The 26,453-nt window shown below is 53.5% G+C and carries 20 protein-coding genes and 1 tRNA gene; 16 read left to right on the forward strand and 5 right to left on the reverse strand.

What is annotated here, in order from left to right:
- The first annotated feature begins 17 nt into the window (after positions 1–17).
- The 6 genes from WEB64_RS05040 (at position 18) to WEB64_RS05065 (ending at position 6,386) form a co-directional block, all read left to right on the forward strand.
- A complete protein-coding gene (locus WEB64_RS05040; protein WP_368057669.1) occupies positions 18–1,466 on the forward strand; it encodes a TrkH family potassium uptake protein in 1,449 nt (482 codons plus the stop codon).
- Between the two features lie 162 nt (positions 1,467–1,628).
- Entirely contained in the window at positions 1,629–2,606 is a 978-nt protein-coding gene (glyQ, locus tag WEB64_RS05045; RefSeq protein ID WP_368057671.1) for a glycine--tRNA ligase subunit alpha, read from the forward strand.
- Between the two features lie 2 nt (positions 2,607–2,608).
- Complete coding sequence (gene glyS / locus WEB64_RS05050) at positions 2,609–4,690, forward strand: glycine--tRNA ligase subunit beta (RefSeq protein WP_368057673.1); 2,082 nt, start codon at positions 2,609–2,611, stop codon at positions 4,688–4,690.
- Between the two features lie 8 nt (positions 4,691–4,698).
- The gene (gmhB, locus tag WEB64_RS05055; RefSeq protein WP_368057675.1) at positions 4,699–5,250 is read left to right on the forward strand and encodes a D-glycero-beta-D-manno-heptose 1,7-bisphosphate 7-phosphatase; all 552 of its coding nucleotides are present in this window, start codon (positions 4,699–4,701) and stop codon (positions 5,248–5,250) included.
- A 53-nt stretch (positions 5,251–5,303) separates the two neighbouring features.
- A tRNA-Pro gene (locus WEB64_RS05060) sits at positions 5,304–5,380 on the forward strand.
- Positions 5,381–5,636: 256 nt separating this feature from the next.
- Positions 5,637–6,386: a VC0807 family protein gene (locus WEB64_RS05065; RefSeq protein WP_368057677.1), complete on the forward strand. Its 750-nt coding sequence runs from the start codon at positions 5,637–5,639 to the stop codon at positions 6,384–6,386.
- 107 nt (positions 6,387–6,493) lie between these two features.
- On the opposite strand, the gene gyrB is transcribed toward WEB64_RS05065, so the two are convergent.
- From gyrB to dnaA, 5 genes are all read right to left on the reverse strand, one after another.
- Positions 6,494–8,908: a DNA topoisomerase (ATP-hydrolyzing) subunit B gene (gyrB, locus tag WEB64_RS05070; RefSeq protein ID WP_368057679.1), complete on the reverse strand. Its 2,415-nt coding sequence runs from the start codon at positions 8,906–8,908 to the stop codon at positions 6,494–6,496.
- Between the two features lie 26 nt (positions 8,909–8,934).
- Positions 8,935–10,068, reverse strand: coding sequence for a DNA replication/repair protein RecF (gene recF, locus WEB64_RS05075; RefSeq protein WP_368057681.1), 1,134 nt, complete (start codon positions 10,066–10,068; stop codon positions 8,935–8,937).
- Between the two features lie 95 nt (positions 10,069–10,163).
- Positions 10,164–11,435: an ABC1 kinase family protein gene (locus WEB64_RS05080; RefSeq protein WP_368057683.1), complete on the reverse strand. Its 1,272-nt coding sequence runs from the start codon at positions 11,433–11,435 to the stop codon at positions 10,164–10,166.
- Positions 11,436–11,522: 87 nt separating this feature from the next.
- On the reverse strand, positions 11,523–12,626 hold the full coding sequence (gene dnaN / locus WEB64_RS05085) for a DNA polymerase III subunit beta (protein ID WP_368057685.1): 1,104 nt from the start codon (positions 12,624–12,626) through the stop codon (positions 11,523–11,525).
- A gap of 40 nt (positions 12,627–12,666) precedes the next feature.
- Entirely contained in the window at positions 12,667–14,118 is a 1,452-nt protein-coding gene (dnaA, locus tag WEB64_RS05090; protein WP_368057687.1) for a chromosomal replication initiator protein DnaA, read from the reverse strand.
- 640 nt (positions 14,119–14,758) lie between these two features.
- On the opposite strand from dnaA, the gene rpmH reads away from it, so the two are divergent.
- The 10 genes from rpmH (at position 14,759) to WEB64_RS05140 (ending at position 26,346) form a co-directional block, all read left to right on the forward strand.
- Positions 14,759–14,893, forward strand: a complete 135-nt coding sequence (gene rpmH, locus WEB64_RS05095) for a 50S ribosomal protein L34 (RefSeq protein ID WP_368057689.1) — start codon at positions 14,759–14,761, stop codon at positions 14,891–14,893.
- Between the two features lie 15 nt (positions 14,894–14,908).
- A complete protein-coding gene (gene rnpA / locus WEB64_RS05100; protein WP_368057691.1) occupies positions 14,909–15,313 on the forward strand; it encodes a ribonuclease P protein component in 405 nt (134 codons plus the stop codon).
- Positions 15,313–15,606, forward strand: a complete 294-nt coding sequence (gene yidD, locus WEB64_RS05105; protein WP_368057693.1) for a membrane protein insertion efficiency factor YidD — start codon at positions 15,313–15,315, stop codon at positions 15,604–15,606. The genes rnpA and yidD overlap by 1 nt, the downstream gene beginning before the upstream one ends.
- Positions 15,607–15,610: 4 nt before the next feature.
- Positions 15,611–17,311, forward strand: coding sequence for a membrane protein insertase YidC (yidC, locus tag WEB64_RS05110; RefSeq protein WP_368057695.1), 1,701 nt, complete (start codon positions 15,611–15,613; stop codon positions 17,309–17,311).
- Positions 17,312–17,389: 78 nt separating this feature from the next.
- Positions 17,390–18,760 carry a tRNA uridine-5-carboxymethylaminomethyl(34) synthesis GTPase MnmE gene (mnmE, locus tag WEB64_RS05115; protein WP_368057697.1) on the forward strand — a complete coding sequence of 457 codons (1,371 nt, stop codon included), beginning with the start codon at positions 17,390–17,392 and terminating at the stop codon, positions 18,758–18,760.
- 25 nt (positions 18,761–18,785) lie between these two features.
- On the forward strand, positions 18,786–19,451 hold the full coding sequence (locus tag WEB64_RS05120) for a DUF2959 domain-containing protein (RefSeq protein WP_368057699.1): 666 nt from the start codon (positions 18,786–18,788) through the stop codon (positions 19,449–19,451).
- Positions 19,452–19,618: 167 nt separating this feature from the next.
- Positions 19,619–20,116 (forward strand): DUF3833 domain-containing protein, encoded by a 498-nt coding sequence (locus tag WEB64_RS05125; RefSeq protein WP_368057701.1) that lies wholly within the window; start codon positions 19,619–19,621, stop codon positions 20,114–20,116.
- A gap of 86 nt (positions 20,117–20,202) precedes the next feature.
- On the forward strand, positions 20,203–21,300 hold the full coding sequence (locus WEB64_RS05130) for an efflux RND transporter periplasmic adaptor subunit (protein WP_368057703.1): 1,098 nt from the start codon (positions 20,203–20,205) through the stop codon (positions 21,298–21,300).
- 3 nt (positions 21,301–21,303) lie between these two features.
- Complete coding sequence (locus WEB64_RS05135) at positions 21,304–24,450, forward strand: efflux RND transporter permease subunit (protein ID WP_368057705.1); 3,147 nt, start codon at positions 21,304–21,306, stop codon at positions 24,448–24,450.
- Positions 24,451–24,465: 15 nt separating this feature from the next.
- Positions 24,466–26,346, forward strand: coding sequence for an MFS transporter (locus tag WEB64_RS05140; RefSeq protein ID WP_368057707.1), 1,881 nt, complete (start codon positions 24,466–24,468; stop codon positions 26,344–26,346).
- Positions 26,347–26,453 lie beyond the last annotated feature (107 nt).

Here is a 26,453-nt window from a genome sequence, read left to right on the forward strand (position 1 = left end):
CAGGATTTGCCTGATTCATGCGTTTACCAGTGATCGCAAAAGTGCTCGGCATATTGATGATGCTCTTCAGCCTCACCATGTTGCCGCCGTTGGGCATTTCTTTACTCTATGACGATGGTCAGTGGAGTCGTTTCCTTAACGCAATGGGTATGGTTGCCCTGAGCGGGCTACTGGTCTGGTATCCGTTCCGTGCCACCTCTGGAGACCTTCGGGTCCGGGACGGATTCCTCATCACCACGCTGTTCTGGGTGGTCTTGAGTATCGCCGGGTCGCTGCCGTTTTACCTCAGCAGTAACGCGCCTTACACCTACATAGACTCCTTTTTTGAGGCGGTGTCCGGCCTCACCACGACCGGTGCAACAGTCATCACCGGCATCGACTCCCTGCCGGAATCCATCCTCTGGTATCGCCAGCAACTGCAATGGTTGGGCGGCATGGGGATCATCGTACTGGCGGTCGCCATTTTGCCGATGCTGGGCATCGGGGGTATGCAGCTCTACCGGGCAGAGGTACCGGGTCCGGTTAAAGACAACAAGCTGACACCCCGAATAGCCGAGACCGCCAAGGCGCTCTGGTATATCTATGTGGCTCTGACAGCGATCTGTGCTCTTGCCTATTGGGCAGCCGGAATGACCTGGTTTGATGCCATCTGTCACAGCTTTTCTACCGTTGCCATCGGCGGTTTTTCTACCCATGACGCCAGTATCGGCTACTTCGACAGCGCCGCTGTGGAAATGATTGCCGTTATCTTCATGTTCCTTAGCGGGGCCAACTACGCTCTGCATTTTATGGCATTCCGGCAGCGTAACCCATTGCTTTACTGGCAAGATCCGGAGTTCCGGTTTTACGTGGGTGCCTTGGCGCTGGTGGTGGTAATAACCATTGGCGTGCTGATTGTTACCGCCACGCTGGACCCGTTCACCGCTTTGACCAAAGGCATGTTTCAGGTGGTCTCCATAGCGACGACTACCGGCTTTACCACCGCTGATTTTTCCCAATGGCCGCATATGCTGCCGTTTTTACTGTTTGTCATGGCTTTCATGGGAGGCTGCGCAGCCTCTACGGGCGGCGGCATGAAGGTGGTAAGAATATTGTTGATCTTCAGGCAAGGTTCCCGGGAGATCAAACGTCTACTGCACCCAAACGCTGTCATTCTGGTCAAGCTGGGAAATCGGCCGGTATCGGACCGGGTATTGCAGGCGGTCTGGGGGTTCTTTTCAGTCTACATGGGTATGTTTTTGCTGATGCTGTTGGTTCTGCTGGCCACCGGATTGGATCAGGTCACTGCCTGGACGGCCGTGGGCTCAGCCATCAACAACCTGGGACCGGGGTTGGGGGACGTGACGTACCATTACGGTGATATCAACGACGTCGCCAAGTGGGTACTGTGTTTCGCCATGTTGCTGGGCCGGCTTGAGGTCTTCACCCTGTTGGTGCTTCTGACCCCCGCGTTCTGGCGCCGTTGAATATGAAAAGAGGCCCCGCCATTCAGCAAATTCAAAGCCGTCGGGCAGTTTTTCAGCGGTTACTTAGAATTAGGTCTTTGAGCAGCGTATAATACCGGCCTTTCGATGCGTGGCTCCGGATTATCGCCACGCGACATACAGACAGCTCAGCAGGCAATCGTCGTGACAGACAAGGCAACGTTTATTAGCAACCCGGACATCAAGACCTTCCAGGGCCTGATTCTGGCCCTGCAACAATTCTGGGCCCGGCACGGCTGCGTAGTGCTCCAGCCACTGGATATGGAAGTGGGCGCCGGTACCTTTCACCCTGCGACCTTTCTCCGTGCCATCGGGCCGGAAACCTGGAATGCCGCCTATGTCCAGCCCAGCCGTCGACCAACCGATGGCCGTTACGGCGAAAATCCCAATCGGCTGCAGCACTATTACCAGTTCCAGGTAGTTCTGAAGCCGTCGCCGGACAATATCCAGGAGCTTTACCTGGACTCTTTGAAAGCACTGGGGCTTGATCCGCTAGTCCATGATATCCGGTTTGTAGAGGACAACTGGGAATCCCCGACGCTCGGTGCCTGGGGCCTGGGTTGGGAAATCTGGCTGAACGGGATGGAGGTCACGCAGTTTACCTATTTTCAGCAGGTAGGCGGCCTGGAGTGCTACCCGGTTACCGGTGAGCTGACCTACGGTCTCGAGCGGATAGCCATGTACTTGCAGGGGGTCGACAGCGTCTACGATCTGGTCTGGACAGAAGGCCCAGACGGCGTGGTCACCTACGGCGATGTGTTCCACCAGCAGGAAGTCGAAATGTCGACCTATAACTTTCAACAGGCCGATACGGACTTTCTGTTTCACAGCTTTGACGTCCACGAACGTGAAAGCAAACGCCTGATCGAAGCAGGGCTGGCGCTGCCCGCTTATGAGCAGGTGCTCAAGGCATCCCACACCTTCAACATGCTGGATGCCCGTCACGCCATTTCGGTTACTGAGCGTCAGCGTTTTATTCTCCGGGTCAGGACACTCGCTCGCGCTGTCGCCCAGGCGTATTTTAACAGCCGCAAAGCCCTGGGCTTTCCGATGGCACCGGACGCCCTGCGCACCGAACTGCTGGCCGACGTTGAACCCGAAGCCGTAAAAGGACACGCTTAATCATGGCAACACAGGATTTTCTGGTCGAGCTGGGCACCGAAGAATTGCCCCCGAAGGCGCTGAAAACCCTCTCAGAGGCGTTTACCCAAGGCATAGTAAATGGCCTGGACACCGCAGGCATCACCTATGGCGCGGTGGAATCCTTCGGCGCGCCGCGCCGGCTCGCAGTGCGTATTCGTGACCTGGCCGATGCGCAGCCAGACAAAGCCGTCGAACGGCGTGGCCCAGCGGTTAAAGCGGCTTTCGACGATGCTGGCAACCCGACTCGGGCGTTGACCGGGTTTGCAACGTCTCAGGGCGTTACCCCGGATCAGCTCGATACCCTGGAAACCGACAAGGGTGCCTGGGTGATCTATCGAACCATAGAGCAGGGCAAACAAACCGTAGACTTGCTGCCGGAGCTGATTGAGCAATCTCTCGCGGGCTTACCTATTCCCAAGCGTATGCGCTGGGGAGCCCACCGGACCGAGTTCGTGCGGCCAGTGCACTGGGTAGTATTGTTATTTGGCAACACCATTGTGGACAGCCCGATCATGGGTCTGGCGCCGGTCAACAAAACCCGTGGCCACCGCTTCCACTGCCCGAAATCATTGATTATCCCGACCCCGAATGACTACGAAGTCGTGCTGAAGAAAGAAGGCTGGGTTATTGCCGATTTTGCCGAGCGCCGGGAGAAAATCAAGCGCGGTATTAAGGCGATAGCGGAGCAACAGGGCCAGGGTAAAGCGGTTATTGATGACGACCTGCTGGACGAAGTGACAGCACTGAACGAGTGGCCGGTGCCGCTACTGGGCCATTTCGAAGAGCGCTTCCTGGAGGTGCCTCCTGAAGCCCTGATCTCCTCGATGAAAGAACATCAGAAGTATTTTCACGTTGTAGACTCTCAGGGCCGGATGCTGCCGCTGTTCATCACAGTCGCCAATCTGGAGAGCAAGGACCCCGCCCAGGTTATCGCCGGTAACGAAAAGGTCATCCGTCCTCGGCTTTCCGACGCGGCATTTTTCTACCAGACCGACCGTAAGACCCGCCTGGAAGACCGCATCGAGCAACTCAGGCCCATCGTGTTCCAGGAAAAACTGGGCAGTCTTTACGATAAATCCCGGCGAGTGGCTGCACTCGCCAGCAAGATTGCAGGCGCCATAGGCAGCGACCCCGCTCTGGCCGAGCGGGCAGCGATGCTCGCCAAGACCGATCTGGTGACTGAGATGGTGCTGGAATTCACCGACCTTCAGGGCATCATGGGGCAATATTATGCCCGGCACGACAAAGAGCATGAGGATGTTGCCCAGGCCCTGAATGAGCAATACATGCCGAGGTTTGCCGGTGACCAACTGCCAGCCACTATGACCGGTTGCGCCGTAGCCATTGCAGACCGCCTGGACTCGCTGGTTGGCTTGTTCGGCATCGGCCAGCCACCGTCGGGCACCCGTGATCCTTTTGCCCTACGCCGGGCCTCTCTGGGCGTATTGCGGATTATCATCGAGCGTAATCTACCACTTGATTTACAAACCTGCTGCGAATGGGCGGCTGAGAATTTCCAGCAGCTGACAACCGAAGCTCCAGCCACGGCAGTGGTGGACTATATGCTGGAACGCTTCCGGGCTCATTACGACGAGCAGGGCATTGGGGCTGAAGTCTACCTCGCTGTACATGCCCGTCGTCCGACCCGGCCATTAGACTTCGACCAACGCGTAAGAGCTGTGGAAGCCTTCCGTCAGATGCCAGAGTCCCAGGCTCTGGCTGCTGCCAACAAGCGGGTGTCCAACATTCTGACGAAACAGGGCGGTGATCAGGTCATTAATACCGTCAATCCAGGTCTGCTTCAGGACGATGCTGAGAAGGCTCTGGCCGACATGGTCGAGCAGCAGGCCAGCAGAGTATTGCCCTTGTTTGAGCAGGGTGATTACGGCGCCGCGCTGGCCTCTCTGGCGACACTGCGGCAACCGGTGGACCGTTTCTTTGAGGATGTCATGGTAATGGCAGACGACGAGGCCGTGCGCAACAATCGGTTGGCGCTGTTGACCCAGCTCCGCAATCTATTCCTGCGCGTGGCGGACATATCATTGTTGCCAGCGGCAAGCTGATCAAGACCATGCTGATTATTCTGGACCGGGACGGGGTCATTAATGCGTATGACGGCCACTACATCTGCTCAGCGGATGACTGGCACCCGTTACCGGGGAGTATTGAGGCCATTGCTCGTCTTTGCAAGGCGGGCTACCAGGTCGCTATTGCCACTAATCAGTCCGGTATTGCGCGTAAGTACTATGATGTTGGCACTCTGGATGCAATGCATCTGAAGCTCAAACAGTTGGTCGAGACTCAGGGCGGCAGCATTTCATTTATCGCTTTCTGTCCCCATCACCCGGACGACGGTTGCGATTGCCGAAAACCCAAACCAGGCCTGCTGTATGCGATCCAGAAGGCGCTCAGCCTCGATTCCCTGGCAGACAGTCTCATGGTAGGTGACAGCCGGAAGGATCTGGAAGCCGGTATTGCTGCCGGGTGCCGGGTTAATCTGGTGCGGACAGGTAATGGCAGGGATACAGAACATCATTTAATAAAACGGCCGCTAGAGAACGTGATTGTCTTTGATGATCTGTCAGCACTGGTCGATAATCTGCTTTTAAATCGCTCAGACTAGACCCATAGCCTGGCTGGCATTCAGCCCGGTTATCAGTATAATAGCGGCCTAATCGGCGTGTGGCGCAGCTTGGTAGCGCACTTCGTTCGGGACGAAGGGGTCGCAGGTTCGAATCCTGCCACGCCGACCAGTTTTCTCTTCTGATATCCTGTTATCTCCCCCTGTTTTTAAGACCTTCAAGTTCACATCTCAACACCTTTAACACCCTTACAACCCCTCTGGAGGTTTGTATTTCCCTGAAGTTGCGGTTCTTGCTGGGCTCCGACAGAACCTTGCTGATTTGAGTGCCTGGCTTCCTTCGATAACCTGACCATTCATCGTATACTAGGGCTTCCAGACCACAGTCCGTGCCATAGCATTTCCACGGACCTACTGCAGGTTGCCTTATGAGTTCCCCGAGCAAAGACCATCCAACCCACAAACCACGTCCCTGGGTAGATTTGCTGGTCAGTATTGTCGTCCCTTCCGTCATCCTTATGAAATTAAGCAGTGATGAATACCTCGGTCCCGTCATGGCCTTGATCATCGGACTGGCTTTTCCGCTGGGGTGGGGGCTGTTTGAGCTGGTCAAATACCGTAAATACAACTTTATAGCCGTATTGGGGCTGGTAAGTGTTGGCTTGACCGGTGGTATCGGGCTTATGGCGCTGGATCCCAAATGGCTCGCTATAAAAGAAGCGGCCATTCCCGGGCTACTCGGCATAGCGGTGCTGGTTTCCACCTGCACCAAATACCCGCTGGTCAAAACCCTGCTCTATAACCCCGCGATTCTCAATGTCGATAAGATACATCGTACCTTGGCAGAGAAGGGTACTGAAGAGGTCTTTGAAGCGCGACTGTTGAAAGCCAGCTACTTTTTTAGCGGTACCTTCTTCTTTTCGTCGGTTATGAACTACGTACTCGCAAAGTGGATCGTCACCAGCCCATCCGGCACCACCGCTTTTAACGAAGAGCTGGGCCGCATGACGCTGGTCAGCTACCCGATGATCGCCATTCCATCAATGATCATGATGATCGCCATTTTCTACTATCTCTGGCGCTCTATTCGTCGGCTCACGGGCTACACCCTGGATGAAGTGCTGTCAGAGCAGGTATCGCCCCAGCCATCGAACAGCTCTGACGAGCCTTCGAAGTAAATGGTAAAATCAAACTCCCGGCTATAAAATATAACTTATTGAATATAAAAGAAAAGGCGACCCATTGGTCGCCTTTTTCTTATGCCTTGCTGAATCGATCCTACCTGTTAGATATCCAGATTGGTGACCTGCAAGGCGTTGGTCTGGATGAATTTTCGCCTCGGCTCAACATCGTCACCCATCAGCGTGGTAAAGATCTGATCGGCTGCAAACGCGTCCTCGATGGTCACCTTCATCATCCGGCGGGTTTCCGGATCCATTGTGGTTTCCCAAAGCTGGTCAGGGTTCATTTCTCCCAGACCCTTATAGCGCTGGATGTTCAGCCCGCGCTGAGCTTCCTTCATCAGCCAGGATAGGGCGCCTTCAAAGGACAACACCGCCTGCTTTCGCTCGCCCCGCTGTATAAAGGCGCCATCTTCAATCAACCCGTCCAGAGTCTCACCCATACGGGCAATAGCGCCATAGGAGGAGGATTCAAAAAAGTCATGGTTGAAAGTATGGGTATGGGGAATACCGTGGACGTAAATCGTCACCTTAGGCAGATAAAGATTACGCTCGGTGTCTTTTGCAACCGAGAAGGTATACTTGGTCCCGGTACGCGTATCCAGTTCCAGACCCTCGCCCAGGCGTGCAACCCAACGCGTCACCGCTTCTTCGCTACTCAGATCTTCCCGCTTCAGGGTCACATTATCGAGCATCTGAACCAGCACTTTCGCCGGGTAGGCACGAGACAGGCGATCAATCATCGCCATCACAGCTTGATAATCCTTGACCATGGTCTCAAGTGCTGAATCTTTAATGGCGGGCGCTTCCGGGTTCACAAACAGTTGGGCACCTTCCAATGCTGTCTGGGTCAGATAGGCTTCCTTCGCTTTCTCATCTTTCAGATACTCTTCCTGTTTACCGCGTTTGACTTTATACAACGGCGGCATCGCAATGAATACGTGGCCCCGTTCGATAATCTCGCGCATCTGGCGGAACAGGAAGGTCAGCAGCAACGTGCGGATGTGAGAGCCGTCCACGTCCGCATCCGTCATGATAATGATGGAATGATAGCGCAGTTTGTCCGGATTGAATTCTTCCCGGCCGATCCCGCAACCGAGTGCTGTGATCAAAGTACCCACTTCAACCGATGACAACATTTTGTCAAAGCGGGCTTTCTCGACGTTGAGGATTTTACCTTTCAGGGGCAGGATAGCCTGGGTCTTGCGGTCGCGGCCCTGTTTGGCACTGCCACCGGCAGAATCACCCTCCACAATGAACAGTTCAGAGAGTGCCGGATCTTTTTCCTGGCAGTCCGCCAGTTTGCCCGGCAAGCCAGCAATGTCCAGAGCGCCTTTACGACGGGTCATGTCCCGCGCCTTACGAGCCGCTTCCCGGGCGCGCGCTGCGTCGATCATCTTGTTAACGATCAGCTTTGCTTCGCTGGGCTGTTCCTGGAGAAAATCGGCGAAGGACTGATACAGCTCTTGCTCAACCGCCGTTTTTACCTCCGAAGACACCAGTTTGTCTTTGGTTTGAGACGAAAATTTAGGGTCCGGTACTTTAACACTGACAATAGCGGTCAGACCTTCACGGGCATCGTCACCAGAGGTATTAACCTTGGCTTTCTTGCCAATGCCTTCATTTTCGATGTAATTATTCAGCGAGCGTGTCAAGGCCGCCCGGAAGCCCGCCAGGTGCGTACCGCCGTCACGCTGGGGAATGTTGTTGGTAAAGCAATACAGGTTCTCCTGAAACGCGTCGTTCCACTGCATGGCGATTTCGACTGTAATACCGTCTTCTCGCTCTTTAACAAAGTGGAAAACCCTGTTTATCGGAGTCTTGTTGGTGTTGAGATGCTCAACAAACGCCCTTAAACCACCTTCGTACTGGAAGATTTCTTCCTTACCTGACCGCTCGTCCTGAAGCCGGATACGCACCCCGCTATTCAGAAAGGCCAGTTCTCTCAGACGTTTGGCAAGAATATCGTAGTGAAACTCGATGTGGGTGAAGGTTTCAGGGGATGGAATAAAATGCACGTCTGTGCCGCTTCGATCGGTATCACCCACCGTATGCAGGGGACTGTCGGGAACACCGTGAGTATAGAGCTGTTCGTAGACTTTATTTTCGCGGCGAATAGTCAACTTAAGCTTTTCAGACAATGCGTTTACGACGGAAACACCCACGCCGTGAAGGCCACCGGACACCTTATAGCTGTTGTCGTCGAATTTCCCGCCAGCGTGAAGAACGGTCATGATCACTTCGGCTGCCGAAACACCTTCCTCTTCGTGAATATCTACCGGTATGCCTCGACCGTTATCTCTTACTGTTACAGACTCATCCGGGTGGATAACAACGCCAATTTCGGTGCAGTGTCCCGCAAGCGATTCGTCAATAGAGTTATCCACCAGCTCGAACACCATGTGGTGAAGGCCGGTACCATCGTCTGTGTCACCGATGTACATACCGGGTCGCTTGCGAACCGCATCGAGGCCTTTTAAGACTTTGATACTGGAGGAGTTGTAGTTCGACGTTGTCATTCGGACGCTCCTAAAGCGCTGATCTTTTATACTTCCGTTAATCCGCCATGTTCCACGTGGAACATTTTGAAATCGGGCATGGTATGTCGCCACAATGCCTGTGGCTGCGGCTGTTCTATCGACGTCAGAAACACCTGACATCTCAGTTCTCGAAGTTTTTCAGCAAGCATGGCTCGATGCTCACCATCCAACTCCGCATTAATATCATCCAACAGAAATGTGACCTGCTTGCCCAAGGTGTTCAAAACCATCCCCTGGGCAATCTTCATCAATATCACTAGGGTTTTTTGCTGGCCACGTGAAAACGTTTCGGAAACCGGCCGCCCCTGAAATTTCATTCGAAGATCGGCACGGTTGGGGCCATATAACGTATGCCCCATTCGCTGTTCCTGCTCCCGATGCTGAATCAATACATCAGCCAATGATTGACTGGTATCCCACCCAGGGGAAAAATCCAGTTTTAATCCATTTGTCCAGGGTGTTACCACTTCTGCAAGAAGTGCATCCAACGCCGTTTTGAACAAGAGAAAGGCCTCTCGACGAGCCTCGGTCACCTGATAGGCCAAGGTTACGTATTGAGCATCCCAAACGCGAATCAGTGCTTCATCTAGTCTACCATTTCTGAGCATCTGATTCCGCTGCGATGTGACTCTTTGGCACTGTTGCCACGCTGACGAAAAAGAAGGTTCCACGTGGAACACTGACCAGTCCAAAAATTGTCTGCGCTTACCCGGGCCGCCCGCAACGATGTCGAAGACTCCAGGATCGATTACCGAGACTGGAAAGTGGCGGGCTAGCTGTGACAAGCTCCGAACGGCTTCACCATCAACTTTTAACCTCGTTTCTTTAGCGACAATATCTCGCGAAATACCAAGCCGATGGGCGATATTTCCCACTCCTTTCGACAGCCGATCTCCTCCGATTGCCAAGCCGGAATTAAGACCACCGAACACTGTCAACCGATCATGGTTGTGAGTGCATACCGCCTGATGACGACCCACCCGAAAGGAACGACCCAGACCAAGATAACCAATAGCTTCAAGAAAGCTGGATTTACCGCTGCCGTTTTCACCAAACAACAGATTCATAGAGGGAGAGAATGCCACAGGCGCGCCGTCGAGATTGCGAAAAAATTCCGTCTGCAACTTAACAAGCGCCATAGGGAATAACGGTCCAAGGCAGGGGGGTGATGTTTGTCTGGCAAGCTGGGCCTGAAACAGGCCCGACTCAAATCACCGGGAGGATAGCATAGGTGTCAATGAAGCATCGTGAGTCGTTCATCCATAAACATGTCCATTTCTGGCGCCAGAATGTGGACGTATCGATCAAAGTACAAAAACTGCTTGAGCAACAAAGCGAATTCCCTGGGGAAGTGAAGACCGTGACTCTCACCAATTTTCACCATATCCATCAGGATACTATTCACCTCGTCCTCAGTTTGGTCAGGTTGATAAGGGGTCTCATCGGGAACCATCCTGTCCATCTGCTGGTAGAGCCGTCTGAGATCACCCGCAAGCGCTTCCGCGCTCACGGCCTCACGAGTCACGCCAATGCGTATCATGGCATCTGCCATGCCCTCGAAGTGACCCACCATGACCGATGAAATGAAATCCGACACCGCTTGCCAGGTATCCGGTCTGATCCGGCCTACAATGCCAAAATCGATGAACCCGACCCGGCCATCAGTTAATACCATCAGATTACCGGCGTGCACATCCGCGTGGAAAAATTCACACTGGGTCAGGCTGGCAAACCAGGTGTTCATGGCGGTAATCAGTGTGCGCTCAGGGTCTTTCGAATAACCCCTAATGCTCTCCATATCCGTTAACGGTACCCCATGGAACCGCTCCATCGTGAGGATCCGACGCGTGCTGCAGTGCTCGTATACCTTTGGCGCTGTCGCTTCATCGTTATGACTAGTCTGCAAAAACTCCCGGAAAATCTTCAGATTGTTCGCTTCCTTGATGAAGTCACACTCCTCCATCATGGTGCGCTGGATCTCCTCAACAATCCCTGACAAGGAGGTCCAGGACAATTTTGGCGCGATCGTTTCAAGAATTCGGGCCGACAGATACAGGAAGTTCAGGTCGGTTAGCAGGATGTTTTCGACGCCCGGCTTCTGAACCTTGATAACCACATCCTCACCGGTTTTCAGCCGTGCTGCATGCACCTGTGCAATGGACGCCGACGCCAGTGGCACCGGATCGACAGACTCGTACACATCACTAATCGGACAGCCCAACTCCTGCTGGATAATTTTCTTCATCACGCCAAAAGGAAGGTTGGGTGTTCTATCCAGGCAGTACTGAAACTCTTCAACATACTCCTTGGGAAAGAACGTCGGAGAACTCGCAATAAATTGGCCCAACTTGATGTAAGTCGCCCCAAGGGATTCAAACGTCTGGCGCAACAGCCGAGGCGTAGTGGGACGATCACCCCTTAGCCAACTCAGCCCGGTACGGCCGAGCACCGACGCCGTCTGCCCGATTCTGAACGCGCCCTTTACGCCATTGGTCACTGCACTCATACGTTCTTCCACCTTAACCTGTTCGTTGCCGCTACTTGTCTACTTGTGGGAAGCGAGGTCTATGAATCTGACATTGCTATCAAGCCTTTAAAGCCGCATTGGCATGACCACGTAAAGACAGCCCGTGTCGTTCTGACCTTCAATCAAGGCACTCGAATTCGGGTTCGCAAGGGTAATCTTCACCTGTTCCTCATCCAGTGCGTTCAACACGTCCACCAGATACCCTACGTTAAACCCAATCTGAAGTGATTCGCCCTGGTAGTCCACCGCCAGTGCATCTTCAGCCTGTTCCTGATCCGGGTTGTTTGCAAACACCTGCAGCTCACCCGATGCCAGATTCAGCCTTACACCACGAATGTTCTCATGGGACAGAATTCCAGCACGCTGCAAGGTATTCTTGAGAGTCACACGATCCGCCAGAACGATTTTATCGCCACCGCGAGGAATGACCCGGTTGTAGTCCGGAAATTTGCCTTCAATCAACTTCGAGGTAAAAGTATACGCCCCGACCGTGGCCCGCAGATGATTATCCCCAATCACCAGAGTGACGGAGGTCTGCACATCGTCCAGCAAACGGGCCAGCTCCAACACACCTTTACGGGGCACGATAACCTGGCGTGGATCGGGACAACCCGTTGCAACGTCAAAATGCGCCATGGCCAAGCGGTGGCCGTCAGTGGCGACTGTGCGGACATGATCCTTGTCCACTTCCAACAACAAGCCGTTCAAATAGTACCGAACATCCTGCTGTGCCATAGCAAACGCGGTGGCATCAAGCATTCTGCCCAGTTCACCCTGGGGAATCTCCAACCGGAAACTTTCAGGCTCGTCCTCGACATTGGGAAAGTGTTCCGCCGGCAGGGTTGATAACGTGAAGTGGCTGGCACCGCACCGCAAATGTAACCGGTCACCTTCCAATGCCAGCTCAATTGGCGACTCTTCACCAAGCGCGCGGCAAATATCGGACAACTTGCGGGCAGGAACGGTAATTCTGCCCGGCTGATCGATATGAACCGGTGTAACCCGGCCCACCAACTCCACTTCCATATTGGTACCCGTCAAGGTAAGCGTGTTTCCCTCTGCTTCCATCAGGACATTAGACAGCACCGGCATCGTTTGTTTACGCTCAACAACACCAGCGATGGACTGTAACGGAGTTAACAGGGCTTCTCGGCTGATCGTCAGTTTCATGGCACTCAGCATTCTTGTGGTTGGATGGAGGGTGTGATTATCAGGTCGTCAGTAGACGCATAAAATTCTGGTAGTCTTCCCGGATATTCGGGTCGGTTCCCTGCAGTTCAATGATTTTCTTGCACGCATGCAATACCGTCGTATGATCGCGCCCGCCAAACGCGTCGCCAATCTCCGGCAGGCTGTGATTCGTGAGCTCTTTGGCAAGCGACATGGCAACCTGTCTTGGCCGGGTAATAACCCGGGTTCTACGTTTGGACAACAGGTCCGCCACCTTGATTTTGTAATACTCAGCCACCGTGCGTTGGATATTATCAATACTGACCTGTTTTTCATGCAGAGCCAATAAATCCTTGAGACTTTCACGGATAAAAGGCGGGGTAATTTCTGAACCCGTGAAGTGAGCGTTCGCTATCACCAAACGCAGCGCACCTTCGAGCTCTCTGACGTTTGAGCGAATTTTCTGGGCAATAAAAAATGCCGCTTCACTGCTCAACCGAACATTCACTTGCTCGGCTTTTTTCATCAGTATCGCCACTCGGGTCTCAAGCTCAGGTGGTTCGACCATCACCGTCAGACCCCAGCCGAAACGAGACTTGAGGCGCTCTTCCATATCCACAATTTCTTTTGGAAAACGGTCACAAGTCACAATCACCTGCTGACCACCCTCGAGCAAAGCATTGAAAGTATGAAAGAACTCTTCCTGGGAGCGCTCCTTACGGGCAAAAAACTGGATGTCGTCAATCAGTAAGGCGTCTACCGAACGATAATAGCGTTTGAACTCATTGATCGCATTCAACTGTAGCGCTTTCACCATATCCGCTACAAAACGCTCCGACCGCAGATAGGCAACCTTCGCTCTTGGATTGCGACGAACTATGTCATTACCAATCGCATGCATGAGGTGGGTTTTACCCAAACCCACACCTCCGTATAGAAACAGAGGGTTGTAAGCACCGCCCGGATTCTCCGCAACCTGCATAGATGCTGCTCGGGCAAGCTGGTTGGACTTACCCTCCACAAAGGTGTCAAAGGTAAAGCCTTCGTTCAGAAAACTCTGGTGTTTTATGTCGCCCTCGACCTGAACCGACCGCCGATCACTATTGATATGGTTAATATGCCTGCGGCTGGGACGTTCCGCTACACTCGCAGCAACGCCTTGCTCTTCTTCATTAGCCACACCTGGATCATCGCGAAAGCCCGACTTTTTCTGTTGTGCGGAGGCCTCTACCAACGCGCCAGCTTTTGGGGCTGACCCGACGCTCATGTTTATTCGGGGCGCGTGACCACCTTCCAGTTCCTTGAGCACTTCTTCGATCCGCCGCAGATACTTCTCATTGACCCAGTCCATAACAAATCGATTCGGAGCAAACAGCATAAGCTGGCCTTCCCGATGATCTGACTGTAAAGGTCTTAACCAGGTATTAAACTGTTGAGCGGGAAACTCATCCCGGAGTATTTCTAGACATTGATGCCAAACTCTTTGCGGCACGACAGCCTGCCTCCGATGCTGTAGGAATTCCTCTGACCCGGCGAATCCGGAATCTTATTCTTCGAGATGACCCGGAATTCTACTCCCCGGCACCCTCAAGTAAAAGCCCCAAACACAAGTAATAAACAGCCTGTGGAAATTTTAAGCATTAAATTTCAATAATTTAAAAACTTACCTACAAGGTTGTGTACAGATAAAAGTACAAATAAAGTTATCCACAGGCACTTGTGGGCAACCCGGCCTCAAGGCTGTTCATATCCGGTGTACCAAACCATGAATAAGTCGGACCCATGCTGTCTCCGGAACTTACCCACAAAACGTTATCCAGTTACCCACAGTGCTCAAGCCCAGTCATCAACTGGTTTTTCATTACTCCATATTATTGATTTTAAAAACAAGAAACGGCTTATCCACCGAAAACACCTTCCCTAATAACAGTAGTAGTTAAAAGAATTAAAAGAATTAAAAAACCTAATGAATTAATAATCGCCACCCCTCCGACCCTCAAAATTGACTTTCCCGGTCGCCCGCATTTGGCATTGAATTCGCCCGCCATATTGACTAGAATGCCGCACCTGTTTTGACTGTTCATTTTACAGACAACATCTGATTCTAAACTTCGTTACGTGAGAGCATCACCATGAAAAGAACGTTTCAACCCAGTAACCTGAAGCGTAAGCGTGTTCACGGTTTCCGTGCCCGTATGGCCACCGCGAACGGTCGTAAAGTCATTTCCCGTCGTCGTGCCAAAGGTCGTGCGCGCCTGACTGCATAAGTCACCGCAAGCCTTATGGGGATTTTCGCTTTTCCGAGATCATCACGATTGCTGACACCTCGGGACTACAGCGAAGTCTTCAGTGACGTACAGGTTCGAGTACCACACAAGCATTTTCTGATTCTGGCCAAACCCAATACCATGGGCCACGCCAGAGTCGGGCTTGTGTTTTCTAAAAAGAATTTAAAGCACGCAGTACAACGTAACCGGGTTAAGCGGCTGGTACGTGAAACTTTCCGGCATCAGACAGATCTGCCTCCCTTGGATATTGTGGTCCTGAGCAGACAAGGGTTGGCCGCGATTGATAATCCGGAACTGAATCTCATGCTTGCTGACCTCTGGCAACGCTTGATCCGAAAGGCTTGCCACACACGCTTGCCTACTGAGCCACCTGCCCCACGTGAAAAGGGTGCCGACTGATGCGTAAACTTCTGCTTTTCCCCATTCGGGTTTACCAGTACGCCATCAGTCCTCTTATGGCCAGTCATTGCCGCCATTATCCCACCTGCTCAACTTATGCCGTCGAAGCAATCGAACGTCATGGAGCACTGACTGGGCTCATAATGGCAACCAAACGATTATTACGGTGTCATCCATGGGCAGAGGGAGGTTATGATCCCGTCCCGGGTATGAAACCTCATCAAATCAATACTACTCGCAGTTGTTGCCGGCAGGCTCACAGCTCTTCCAACGCTAACCAGACGACGCACTGAGTTTATGGATATTCAACGAATCGTATTATTTGCTGGCCTGGCCGTAGTCAGTTACCTGATGGTTCTGGCCTGGAACGAAGATTACCACCAACCTCAGACTGCTCAGGTATCGGAGCAAACAACTCCTGGAACGGGTCCGAACGGCAACTCGGCTAACCAATCTGCAGCCACGCAAGACACCGCAGAAGAAGAGTTTTCAACGCCCGAGCAAGGTACCTACAGTAATACCCAAAGTTCAGACAGTTCTACTCGCGTAAGCGATCAACTGATCAGCGTTACCACGGACGTACTGGAGCTTAAAATTGATCCGGTCGGTGGCAACATCGTCGAAGCCGCTATGCTGCAGTACGATCAGGAACTCAATAGCGAAGCGCCACTGAAATTACTGGAAAACTCATCCAGCCGTATTTACATGCTCGAAAGTGGCATGATCGGGCAGGATGGCTTTGATAGTAGCCGCAACGGTGATACGCCGGAATACTCGTCAACTGCGACCTCCTATACGCTTGACAAAAATCGGGATTCCCTGATCGTTGATTTAACGGTCACCAAAGACAACGGCGTTTCGGTCACCAAACAATATCAATTTTTCCGCGACAGTTACGAAATCAACGTCCAATATCTCGTTAACAATCAGTCAGACGAAACCTGGCAAGGCAATTTTACCGGTAAGATTATCCGTGACCAGAGTGCAGATCCCACTGCTCAGAACAGCATGGGAATTCAGGCGTTTCTTGGGTTAGTGGTCAGTACGCCAGAAGATCCTTATGAAAAGTACGATTTCAGTGACCTTAACGAAACGCCTATCAAGAAGTCGGTCTCCAATGGCTGGCTGGCTTTTCTTCAGCACTACTTTCTCACCGCCTGGATACCTGAACCCGGACAAATCCACCAGTTTCAGACCAACCAGCGCAATAATCTCTATGTGATGGGTTTTGTCAGCCCCGCTACGGTTGTTGAACCGGGACAAACTGGGGAAGTAGGTGCCAAAACTTACATCGGACCCAAGATAATCGACCGTCTTGAAAATGTCGCACCCAATCTCGACCGTACCGTCGATTTCGGTTTTCTGTTTTTTATCGCTCTGCCACTGTTCATGATACTGGACTGGTTTCACGGCATTGTAGGCAATTGGGGTGTCGCTATTATCCTGCTGACCGTGCTGGTCAAAGGGGTGTTCTTCCACCTCTCTGCCACCAGTTACCGCTCAATGGCAAGAATGCGAGCTGTGGCGCCTCAGCTGACCCGCCTGAAGGAACTTTACGGCGATGATAGGCAACGTATGTCCCAGGAAATGATGGGATTATACAAGCGTGAGAAGATCAATCCTCTTGGTGGTTGTTTGCCAATTCTGGTGCAAATGCCGGTATTTATCTCCCTCTACTGGGCACTGTTCGAGAGCGTACAATTACGCCACGCACCTTTCGTTTTATGGATCAATGACCTGTCAGTGATGGACCCATACTTCATACTGCCAATCCTGATGGGCGCCAGTATGTTCATTCAGATGAGTCTTAATCCGACACCGCCGGACCCGATGCAGGCGAAGATTATGAAAATGATGCCTATCGTTTTCACCGTTTTCTTCCTGTGGTTCCCGGCTGGTCTGGTGCTTTACTGGCTCACCAACAACATTCTGTCTATCGCCCAGCAGTGGTATATTACCCGCAAGATTGAAGCGGAAGTTGCCAGCAAAAAACACTGACAATGTAAGCAGTTCCTTTAAAAGGCTCCTTCGAAAGGAGCCTTTTTCCGTTAAGAACAACCGGACAGACGGCCCTTTATGATTCATCCAACCGATACCATCGCTGCTATTGCGACTGCTCCAGGACAAGCGGGCGTGGGGATCGTTCGGGTATCAGGCCCGTTGGCAAAAGCAATGGCACAGCAGGTATTGGGGTTCGAGCCAAAGCCACGCTACGCCCACTACGGTCCGTTTTACGAACCCGGGGGAGCCGTTATTGATGAAGGTATCGGTTTGTTCTTCCCTAATCCTCATTCCTTTACCGGAGAGGATGTCTTTGAGCTGCAGGGGCACGGCGGCACCGTTATTTTGGATATGCTGTTACGCACAGTCTGTAATCTCGGCGCCCGCCTCGCCCATCCGGGGGAGTTTTCGGAACGGGCCTTCCTCAATGACAAACTTGATCTCGCCCAGGCGGAAGCGATCGCTGATCTGATTGAAAGCAGTTCGGAACAGGCAGCCCGATGTGCGGTACGATCCTTACAGGGTGCGTTTTCACATCGTATCGACGCCCTGGTAGAGGCGATCACGTACTTGAGAATCTACGTTGAGGCCGCGATTGATTTTCCAGAGGAAGAGATAGATTTTTTGGCTGATGGCAAGGTTGAAAATGATCTTGATGCGCTGATGACCGATCTTGATCAGATCCTTTCGGAAGCCCAGCAGGGAACAATTATACGGGACGGCATGAGTGTGGTGATCGCAGGTCGTCCCAATGCGGGCAAGTCCAGTCTGTTAAACGCTCTTGCAGGTCGGGAGGCGGCCATAGTAACGGCCATTGAAGGCACTACCCGGGATGTCTTGCGTGAACATATCCACATTGATGGTATGCCTCTGCATATAATCGATACCGCGGGACTGAGAGACAGTCCGGACGAAGTTGAACAGATCGGTATCGCCCGTGCCTGGACTGAAATTCGCCAGGCTGATCGCATTCTGCTAATGGTGGATGCCACGACGACCGAGAAAACCATGCCCCAGGAAATCTGGCCTGACTTTCTTGGTCAGTTGCCAGAGGCTGCGCCCATCACCGTGATCCGCAACAAAGTGGATCTGAGCGGCGAATCGATCGGGTTCACTGCTTCTCGGGGCACTCAGGTTCCTGTTATCCGAATGACGGCAAGTTCGGCAGACGGGCTGGACGTTCTTCGCGATCATCTAAAACAGTGCATGGGATTTGCCACCACGACCGAAGGCGGCTTCCTGGCCCGTCGGCGTCACCTGGACGCCCTTGATCAGGCGCGCTCTGCCCTGGTCCGCGGACAGCAACAACTGACGGGTTATGGAGCAGGTGAACTTCTGGCAGAAGATCTGCGAGCTGCCCAGGATGCTCTTGGAGAGATTACTGGCACAATGACGCCCGATGATTTGCTCGGCAAGATTTTCAGCAGTTTCTGTATCGGTAAATAATCTATCACTCAAAGGAAACAGAATTATGAAACAAATTCGACGTCTGCCCTACCGCTCAATGGTTGCCTTATCGCTTGTTGTGCTGGCGCTTACGGGTTGCAGTACTGTGTATTACAACACAATGGAAAAGCTCGGCTTTGAGAAACGAGAAATCCTGGTTGACCGGGTTGGTGATGCCCGAGATGCCCAAAGCGAGGCTCAGGAAACCTTCCGTTCATCGCTTGAGCGTTTTCAGAGCATGGTGAATACACCGGATAGCGAATTAAAAGCGCGTTACGACGAGCTCAGCAGCGCTTATGAAGAAAGTGTGGACGCGGCCGACGAAGTCAGCGACAGCATCAACGGCGTGGAAGATGTGTCAGAAGCGCTGTTCAGTGAATGGGAAGATGAACTGGAGCGTTATGAAAGTGCCTCTCTTCGCCAGAGTAGTGAACAGCAGCTCAATGAAACCCGCGGTCAGTACGAGAAGCTGATCAAGCGCATGCATCAGACCGAGAACCGTATGGCCCCGGTGCTCCAGGCGTTCGAGGATCAAGTGTTGTATCTGAAGCACAACCTGAATGCCCAGGCCATCGGCGCTCTTGAAGGCGAGTTAAGCCGTATTCGCGACGATGTGGACACGCTCATCCGCAACATGGAAGCCTCCATTGCGGAATCGGAAGCCTTTATTGACCGATTCCGGGATCAGTAGCGACCCCGGTCGGTAGCGTCAGGAGGTGGTCCAGGCTGGTCTGTTGCAGGTATTGAAGCGTAAATGGAATTCACTATTCTATTTACGAAACGAGTGTAAATATCATGCAAAGACGGCCTATTTTTATATCATCGCCACGTGCGAGACGTATCATCTATGCATTAGCTATGGCACTGCTGCTCGCAGGCTGTGCCGGGCCTGGGCTGGACGATTATGCCCAGCGGTCACCGGCGCTGGTGCCGGAACAGTTTTTTGAGGGTGAACTTTCAGCACGCGGGGTAGTCAAGGATTACACCGGAGAAGTGATTCGCACCTTTGATGCAGACATTGTTGCAAGTTGGGACGATCAGGGTATCGGTACCCTTGAGGAAGTGTTCCGGTTCGACGACGGTGAAGAGCAGACTCGTGTCTGGACCCTTACGCCCCATGAAGATGGTTACAAAGCCACCGCTGGGGATGTGGTCGAAGCTGGACAAATGCGTTGGCAAGGTAACGCTATCCACATGAATTATGTGCTCAGAGTGGCTTACGGTGATGGCACGCTGGATGTCCGCATGGATGACTGGATGTACCTGATTACCCCCGATACGCTGATCAACCAGACTACCATGAGCAAGTGGGGTATTGATGTTGGCGAGCTTGTACTGGTGATCCAGAAGCGGTGACTGAAGAGTTGCCAGAAGTTATCATCCGTGTTGCCGCCGATAGGTGTCTGGACGGACTACTGTGATGGTTTACCACGAGAACTGATATGGCAAAGCAATGGCTGATCGCAACAACAATCATCGTTCTGGCGGCGGTAGGCGTTGGTGCCGCTTTCTATCTGGATGACGGGGTGGAAGCGGAGCAGGCCCGTGAAAAACGGGCGAGCAATGTCAATGTTGTGCAGCCCAGGACAGATCGGGTTCGTGACGTGGTGGTTGCGGTAGGCACTCTGCGTTCGCGGCAGGAAATTGAGCTGACCACTGAGGTGAGCGGGCGCATTGTGGAGCTCAACTTTGCTCCGGGTGATCCGGTTTCCAAGGGCCAGTTGCTGGTTCGTCTGGAAGACCGACAGGCCCAGGCGGATTTGCGTGTCTCGAATGCCCAGTATGCCGATGCCAAGCGTCAGTATGATCGCGCTCAAAGCCTGCGTACAAACAACAGCATTTCCCAGGCTCAGGTGGATGCGTTACGAACCACGCTGGATGTCGCTGAAGCCCAACTCGAAGCAGCGCGAACCCGGGCCAGCGATCACCGGATTGAAGCACCTTTCGCGGGCGTTGTGGGACTGGTAGACACCAGCGTTGGGGCTTATCTTAATATTGGTGATTCTATTGCTACGCTCGATGCGATCGATCAGATGGAACTCACGTTTGCCGTTCCCGAACGTTACCTTGGTCAGGTCGCACAGGGGCAAGCCCTGACGGCCAAAACAGCTGCTTTTCCTGACCGTGATTTCAATGGCACCCTGGCGGAGTTAGGCACCCGTATTAATGAGTTGAGCCGCTCGCTGCCAGTCAAGGCGATGATCGGTAATTCGGAAGGCCGTTTGCGCCCAGGTCAGTTCATGTCTGTTAGTCTCACATTGCAGGAGCGCGAAGCCTTGGTCATTCCCGAGCAAGCGGTGCTGGTGCAGGGCAGCAAGGCGTTTGTGTTTGTCGCTAATGATGGGGAGGCACGGCGCATCGAAGTCGGATTGGGTTCCCGGGAGCCGGGGGTGGTGGAGATAACTGAAGGAGTGTCCTCGACTGATTCAGTGATCATTACCGGTCAGGACCGCCTTAGCAGCGGCGACAAGGTTGCAATCGTGGAGGACGACAACGCTCTGGTTTCCAGCGAATCCTCGACTAACCGTTTGTGGCAATAACGGATGATTCTCTCCGATGTCTCCATCAAGCGCCCGGTTTTTGCTACCGTCATCAGCCTGCTCATTGTGGTTTTCGGGGTGGCGGCCCTTATGGGTTTGCCGGTGCGGGAATACCCGGATATCGATCCCCCGGTGGTGTCGGTATCGACTGATTACATCGGCGCTGCAGCCGAAGTTGTCGATACCCAGATAACCCAGGTCATTGAAGGCGCGATCAGCGGTGTGGAAGGCATTCGGTCTATCGAATCCAGTACCGAGCAGGGTGAGTCACGCACCTCTATTGAGTTCAGTACCTCCCGGGATGTGGATATTGCCGCCAATGATGTTCGGGACGCGGTTTCCCGCGTTTTAAACCAGCTGCCTGAAGAAGCGGACCCTCCGGTTATCCGCAAAGCGGATTCCGATGCGCGCCCCATGATGTGGATAACCTTGCGCAGTGATGTCTGGGACAGCGCCGAGCTGAGTGATTTTGCTGAACGGGTCCTGGCCGACCGGTTATCGGTACTTGATGGCGTTGCTGATGTGCGGATTGGTGGAGAACGGCGTTACGCCATTCGGGTCTGGCTTGATCAAGAACGTCTGGCATCTCGTAATATTACGGTTGCCGAGGTCGAACAAGCCCTACGCTCCAACAATGTTGAATTACCCGCCGGCTCGATTGAGTCCACCTCTCGGGATTTCACCGTGCGGGCGGAAGGCCGATTGTCGACGGTAGAGGAGTTCCGGAACCTGGTGGTTCGACGGGACGACAACGATCTGTTGCGGCTTGGTGAAGTAGCCAATGTACAGATGGGGGTGGAATCGGACACCAGCCGGCTTCGGGCTAACGGCCGAACGGCTATCGGGATGGGGGTTATCCGTCAGTCCAAGTCCAACACGGTGGCGGTCTCCGATTCGGTACGTAAGGAACTGGACAACATACGTCAGACTCTGCCACCGGAAGTGACCATCGCTGAAAGTTACGATGAGTCGATTTTCATACGGGCTTCCATCAAGGAAGTGTTGTTTACCCTGGCCATCTCGATTGCCCTGGTCATTCTGGTAATCTTCGTATTCCTGCGGTCCTGGCGAGCCACTCTCATTCCGGCGGTCACGATACCGGTGTCCATTATCGGTGCCTTCGTCGGGCTTAGTGCCCTCGGTTTCTCGATCAACGTGCTGACGCTGCTGGCGATCATCCTCGCGATCGGCCTGGTGGTGGATGATGCCATCGTTATGCTGGAGAACATCCAGCGCCGGATTGACCTGGGTGAACCCCCGCTGCTCGCTGCTTACCGGGGCGCAAAACAGGTAGCGTTCGCGGTCATCGCCACGACGTTGACCTTGATTGCGGTGTTCGTGCCGATCTCATTGATGGGCGGCAACGTCGGCCGACTGTTTGGTGAGTTCGGCTTTACCCTGGCTACTGCTGTGGTGGTCTCAAGCTTTGTGGCGCTGACCCTCGCGCCGATGCTGTGTTCGAAATGGTTGAAACACAGCCCGGAAACCGAAGAAGGCCACAAGCTGTGGGCCGCCAGTGAGCGCGTTTTGAGCGGTCTGAACCGGGGCTACGAAAGGCTACTGCGGTTCTCGCTCAGGCAATCGGGGTTGCTGATTGGCCTCGGTGTTGCCGGGATGCTGGTGGCAATTATTATCTTCCCCAAGCTGCCCCAGGAACTGGCACCCACCGAAGATCGCGGCATTATCATTATGCCGACCAGCGCGCCCAGGGGTTCGACGGTGGAGTATACCGATCATTATGTTCGCAAGATCGAGGAGCGTCTGCTGCCTTACCTCGAACAGGGCGTTTCCAATCGCCTGTTGTCGATCGTCGGCTTCCGGGATGAAGCGGATCGCGGGTTTCTGATTATGGGCCTGGTGCCTTGGGATGAACGGGATATCAAGCAACAGGAAATTGCCGCCGAGCTGTTCCCCAAGCTGGCAGAAGTTCCCGGCGTGCGCTCGGTGGCGGTTAACCCCCCAGGCCTTGGCCAACGCGGGTTCAACCAGCCGGTGGAATTCGTGATTGGGGGTCCGGATTACGAGACTGTCCAGGCCTGGAGTCAGGAGATCATCGAGCGAGCCAAGGACAACCCCAACCTGCAGAATCTGGAGACCGATTTCGAGCTTACCCGGCCTGAACTGCGGGTCACCATAGATCGCCAACGGGCGGCCGACCTGGATGTAACGGTGGAGGATGTGGGTCTGACACTGCAGACCATGCTGGCATCGCGACAGGTAACCACTTTTCTTGACCGTGGTCGTGAATATGACGTGATTCTCCAGGCTGGGGATGCTGACCGGGCTTCACCGGAAGATCTCGGCCAGATTTTCCTGCGACCCCGCGTGGGCGGTGAGCTGGTGCCCCTTCAGGCGTTGGTGGATATCACCGAAATCGGGGCTAACCCGGACCTGAGGCGGATTGATCGCCTGCCCGCCGTGGTGATCAGCGGCTCACTTGCACCTGGTTATGCTCTGGGCTCTGCCCTGGACTATCTCAATGGCCTGGCGGTGGACTTTTTACCACCGGAGGCAAGGGTGAGCTATAAAGGCCTGAGTCGGGAGTTCCAGGAGTCATCGGCGGCTATCTATGTGACCTTTGGCCTCGCTTTCCTGATTGTGTTCCTGGTACTGGCTGCGCAGTTTGAAAGCTGGATTCATCCCCTGATCATCATGTTGTCGGTGCCATTGGCGGTGACGGGAGCGCTGGCTGCGTTGTGGATGTCGGGTATCAGTCTGAACATATACAGTCAGATAGGCATCATCATGCTCTTGGGGTTGATGGCAAAGAACGGTATTTTGATCGTCGAATTTGCCAACCAGTTGCGGGATGAGGGCCGGAGTGTGCATGACGCCATTCTGGAGGGCGCGATCCTGCGTTTCCGGCCTGTTCTGATGACCACCATTTCCACGATCTTTGGCGCGGTACCCCTTGTTATTGCCACCGGGGCCGGTGCTGAAAGCCGTGCCGCGATCGGTGTGGTGGTGCTCGGTGGATTGATATTTGCTACCACGTTGACGCTGTTTATCATTCCGGTGTTGTACAACTTGCTGGCCCGGTTTGCGAAATCGGCCAATTCGGTCGCTGTGGAACTGGACCATCAGACCCGTGCTGAAGGTAGCCGGGGGAGTCTGGCTGGCACTGTACAGTCAAAAAAGGAGCCGTTTTGAGGGATACAAACTTTTATGGCTGACCAGAGCCAATTCCGACTATTTACGGAGCGGCGGTTCCTGCCGTTCTTCCTGACCCAGTTCTCGGGTGCATTCAACGATAACCTGTTCAAGAACGCCCTGCTGCTGCTGGTCACCTACAGCGCTGGCGGGCTGATGGGCTTGCCGATTGATATCGTGGTCAACTTTGCGGCGTTCCTGTTCATTCTGCCGTTTTTTCTGTTTTCGGGAATTGCTGGCCAGGTCGCGGACAAATACGAAAAATCATTGGTAATTCGTCGGGTCAAAATGCTCGAAATAGGCATTATGCTGGCGGCAGCGATCGGTCTCTGGTTCGGCTGGTATGAATTGCTGTTGTTGCTATTGTTCCTGATGGGCGCGCAATCCACGTTCTTCGGGCCGGTGAAGTACGCCATATTGCCCCAGGTTCTTAAAGATGACGAACTGGTAGGCGGGAATGCGCTGGTCGGTATGGGAACGTTTGTGGCGATCCTGCTCGGAACCATTGCCGCGGGTGTGATTATGGGTTCTGAGTCGGCAGCAAAAATGGCGGCTGTCGGGGTATTGATTATGGCAATCGTTGGTTATCTGGTCGCCCGTCAGGTACCGGTGACCGAGGCCGGTTCCGCAACACTGGATATTCGACTGCAACCTTTTCGGGAAACCTGGCGGTTATTAGCGCTGGCCCGCGAGCGACATGTGGTACTGCTGAGTATCATGGCGATCTCCTGGTTCTGGTTTCTCGGCGCGGCCTATCTGACCCAGTTCCCGAACTTTGCCAAAACCAATCTGATGGGCGACGAAACTGTCGTAACCCTGTTGCTGGCGGTATTCACCATCGGCATCGCGGTAGGTTCCATGTTGTGTGAGCGGTTATCAGGCCACCGGATTGAACTGGGTATCGTGCCCATCGGCTCGCTCGGGTTGAGTCTGTTCGGCATTGATTTGTATTTCAGCATGCCGGCGCGGCCGGTGCCTTCCGACTGGTGGCTGATGCTGACGGACTCCGGCTACCGCCGCATAATGATTGATCTGCTGGGTATCGGAATCTCGGGCGGCTTGTTCATCGTGCCTCTGTATGCCTTTGTTCAGCATGAAACCCCGAAGGATAAGCGCGCCCGGATCATCGCAGCGCTCAATGTTATGAATGCCCTATTCATGGTGGTGAGTGCCCTGCTGGGCATTGTCATGCTGGGTGTTATTGGTCTGAGCATTCCAGAGTTTTTCCTGGTGTTGTCGATCATGAACCTGATTGTCGCCGGGTTTGTTTATCAGCAGATGCCGGAATTCGCCCTGCGGTTTGTGATATGGCTGTTATCTCACACCATTTACCGGGTACGTAGTCACGGCCTTGAAAACATCCCTGAAGACGGCCCGGTGTTACTGGTCTGTAACCACGTCTCTTATATGGATGCGTTGGTGATTGGCGGCGCGGTGCGTCGACCGGTGCGTTTCGTGATGGATCATCGGATATTCCGGACGCCGGTTCTGGGTGCATTCTTCCGGTTAGCCAAAACTATTCCCATCGCCCCTCGCAGCGAGGCACCAGAGACATACGAAGCCGCGTTTGATCGTATAGAGCAGGAACTGCGGGAAGGCAATGTTGTGTGTATCTTCCCGGAAGGTCGGCTGACACGGGATGGTGAGGTGGGAGAATTCCGTCCAGGGGTGGAGCGCATTGTCGATCGTTATGGAGTACCGATTGTGCCGATGATATTACAGGGACTGTGGGGGAGCTTCTTCAGTAATGCCGGAGGCGCTGCGATGAAACATTGGCCCACGCGATTCTGGTCCCGTATCCATTTGCTCGCCCAGGAGCCGGTTCGGCCTGATGAGGTCCGAGCAGCTGATCTTGAAACGCGGGTCAGATCGATGCAACAGCAAAATCAAGCCTGACGAGCTGTGGATAAAGTACTGAACAACCTCAGGATAAGCTGAGAATAGATTTTCATATACCCAATATAAACAATAGCTTAAAGGACTAATAAGGCGGATCATAAGGT

It is taken from the genome of Marinobacter sp., from assembly GCF_040882185.1.
Classification (GTDB): Bacteria; Pseudomonadota; Gammaproteobacteria; order Pseudomonadales; family Oleiphilaceae; genus Marinobacter.

Bases quoted from the DNA above. Each gene is read 5' to 3' on its own strand.
- WEB64_RS05040 (WP_368057669.1), top strand. From the start codon at position 18: ATGCGTTTACCAGTGATCGCAAAAGTGCTCGGCATATTGATGATGCTC.
- glyS (WP_368057673.1), top strand. From the start codon at position 2,609: ATGGCAACACAGGATTTTCTGGTCGAGCTGGGCACCGAAGAATTGCCC.
- gmhB (WP_368057675.1), top strand. From the start codon at position 4,699: ATGCTGATTATTCTGGACCGGGACGGGGTCATTAATGCGTATGACGGC.
- WEB64_RS05065 (WP_368057677.1), top strand. From the start codon at position 5,637: ATGAGTTCCCCGAGCAAAGACCATCCAACCCACAAACCACGTCCCTGG.
- gyrB (WP_368057679.1), bottom strand. From the start codon at position 8,908: ATGACAACGTCGAACTACAACTCCTCCAGTATCAAAGTCTTAAAAGGC.
- recF (WP_368057681.1), bottom strand. From the start codon at position 10,068: ATGGCGCTTGTTAAGTTGCAGACGGAATTTTTTCGCAATCTCGACGGC.
- WEB64_RS05080 (WP_368057683.1), bottom strand. From the start codon at position 11,435: ATGAGTGCAGTGACCAATGGCGTAAAGGGCGCGTTCAGAATCGGGCAG.
- dnaN (WP_368057685.1), bottom strand. From the start codon at position 12,626: ATGAAACTGACGATCAGCCGAGAAGCCCTGTTAACTCCGTTACAGTCC.
- rpmH (WP_368057689.1), top strand. From the start codon at position 14,759: ATGAAAAGAACGTTTCAACCCAGTAACCTGAAGCGTAAGCGTGTTCAC.
- rnpA (WP_368057691.1), top strand. From the start codon at position 14,909: ATGGGGATTTTCGCTTTTCCGAGATCATCACGATTGCTGACACCTCGG.
- yidD (WP_368057693.1), top strand. From the start codon at position 15,313: ATGCGTAAACTTCTGCTTTTCCCCATTCGGGTTTACCAGTACGCCATC.
- yidC (WP_368057695.1), top strand. From the start codon at position 15,611: ATGGATATTCAACGAATCGTATTATTTGCTGGCCTGGCCGTAGTCAGT.
- mnmE (WP_368057697.1), top strand. From the start codon at position 17,390: ATGATTCATCCAACCGATACCATCGCTGCTATTGCGACTGCTCCAGGA.
- WEB64_RS05120 (WP_368057699.1), top strand. From the start codon at position 18,786: ATGAAACAAATTCGACGTCTGCCCTACCGCTCAATGGTTGCCTTATCG.
- WEB64_RS05125 (WP_368057701.1), top strand. From the start codon at position 19,619: ATGGCACTGCTGCTCGCAGGCTGTGCCGGGCCTGGGCTGGACGATTAT.
- WEB64_RS05130 (WP_368057703.1), top strand. From the start codon at position 20,203: ATGGCAAAGCAATGGCTGATCGCAACAACAATCATCGTTCTGGCGGCG.
- WEB64_RS05135 (WP_368057705.1), top strand. From the start codon at position 21,304: ATGATTCTCTCCGATGTCTCCATCAAGCGCCCGGTTTTTGCTACCGTC.
- WEB64_RS05140 (WP_368057707.1), top strand. From the start codon at position 24,466: ATGGCTGACCAGAGCCAATTCCGACTATTTACGGAGCGGCGGTTCCTG.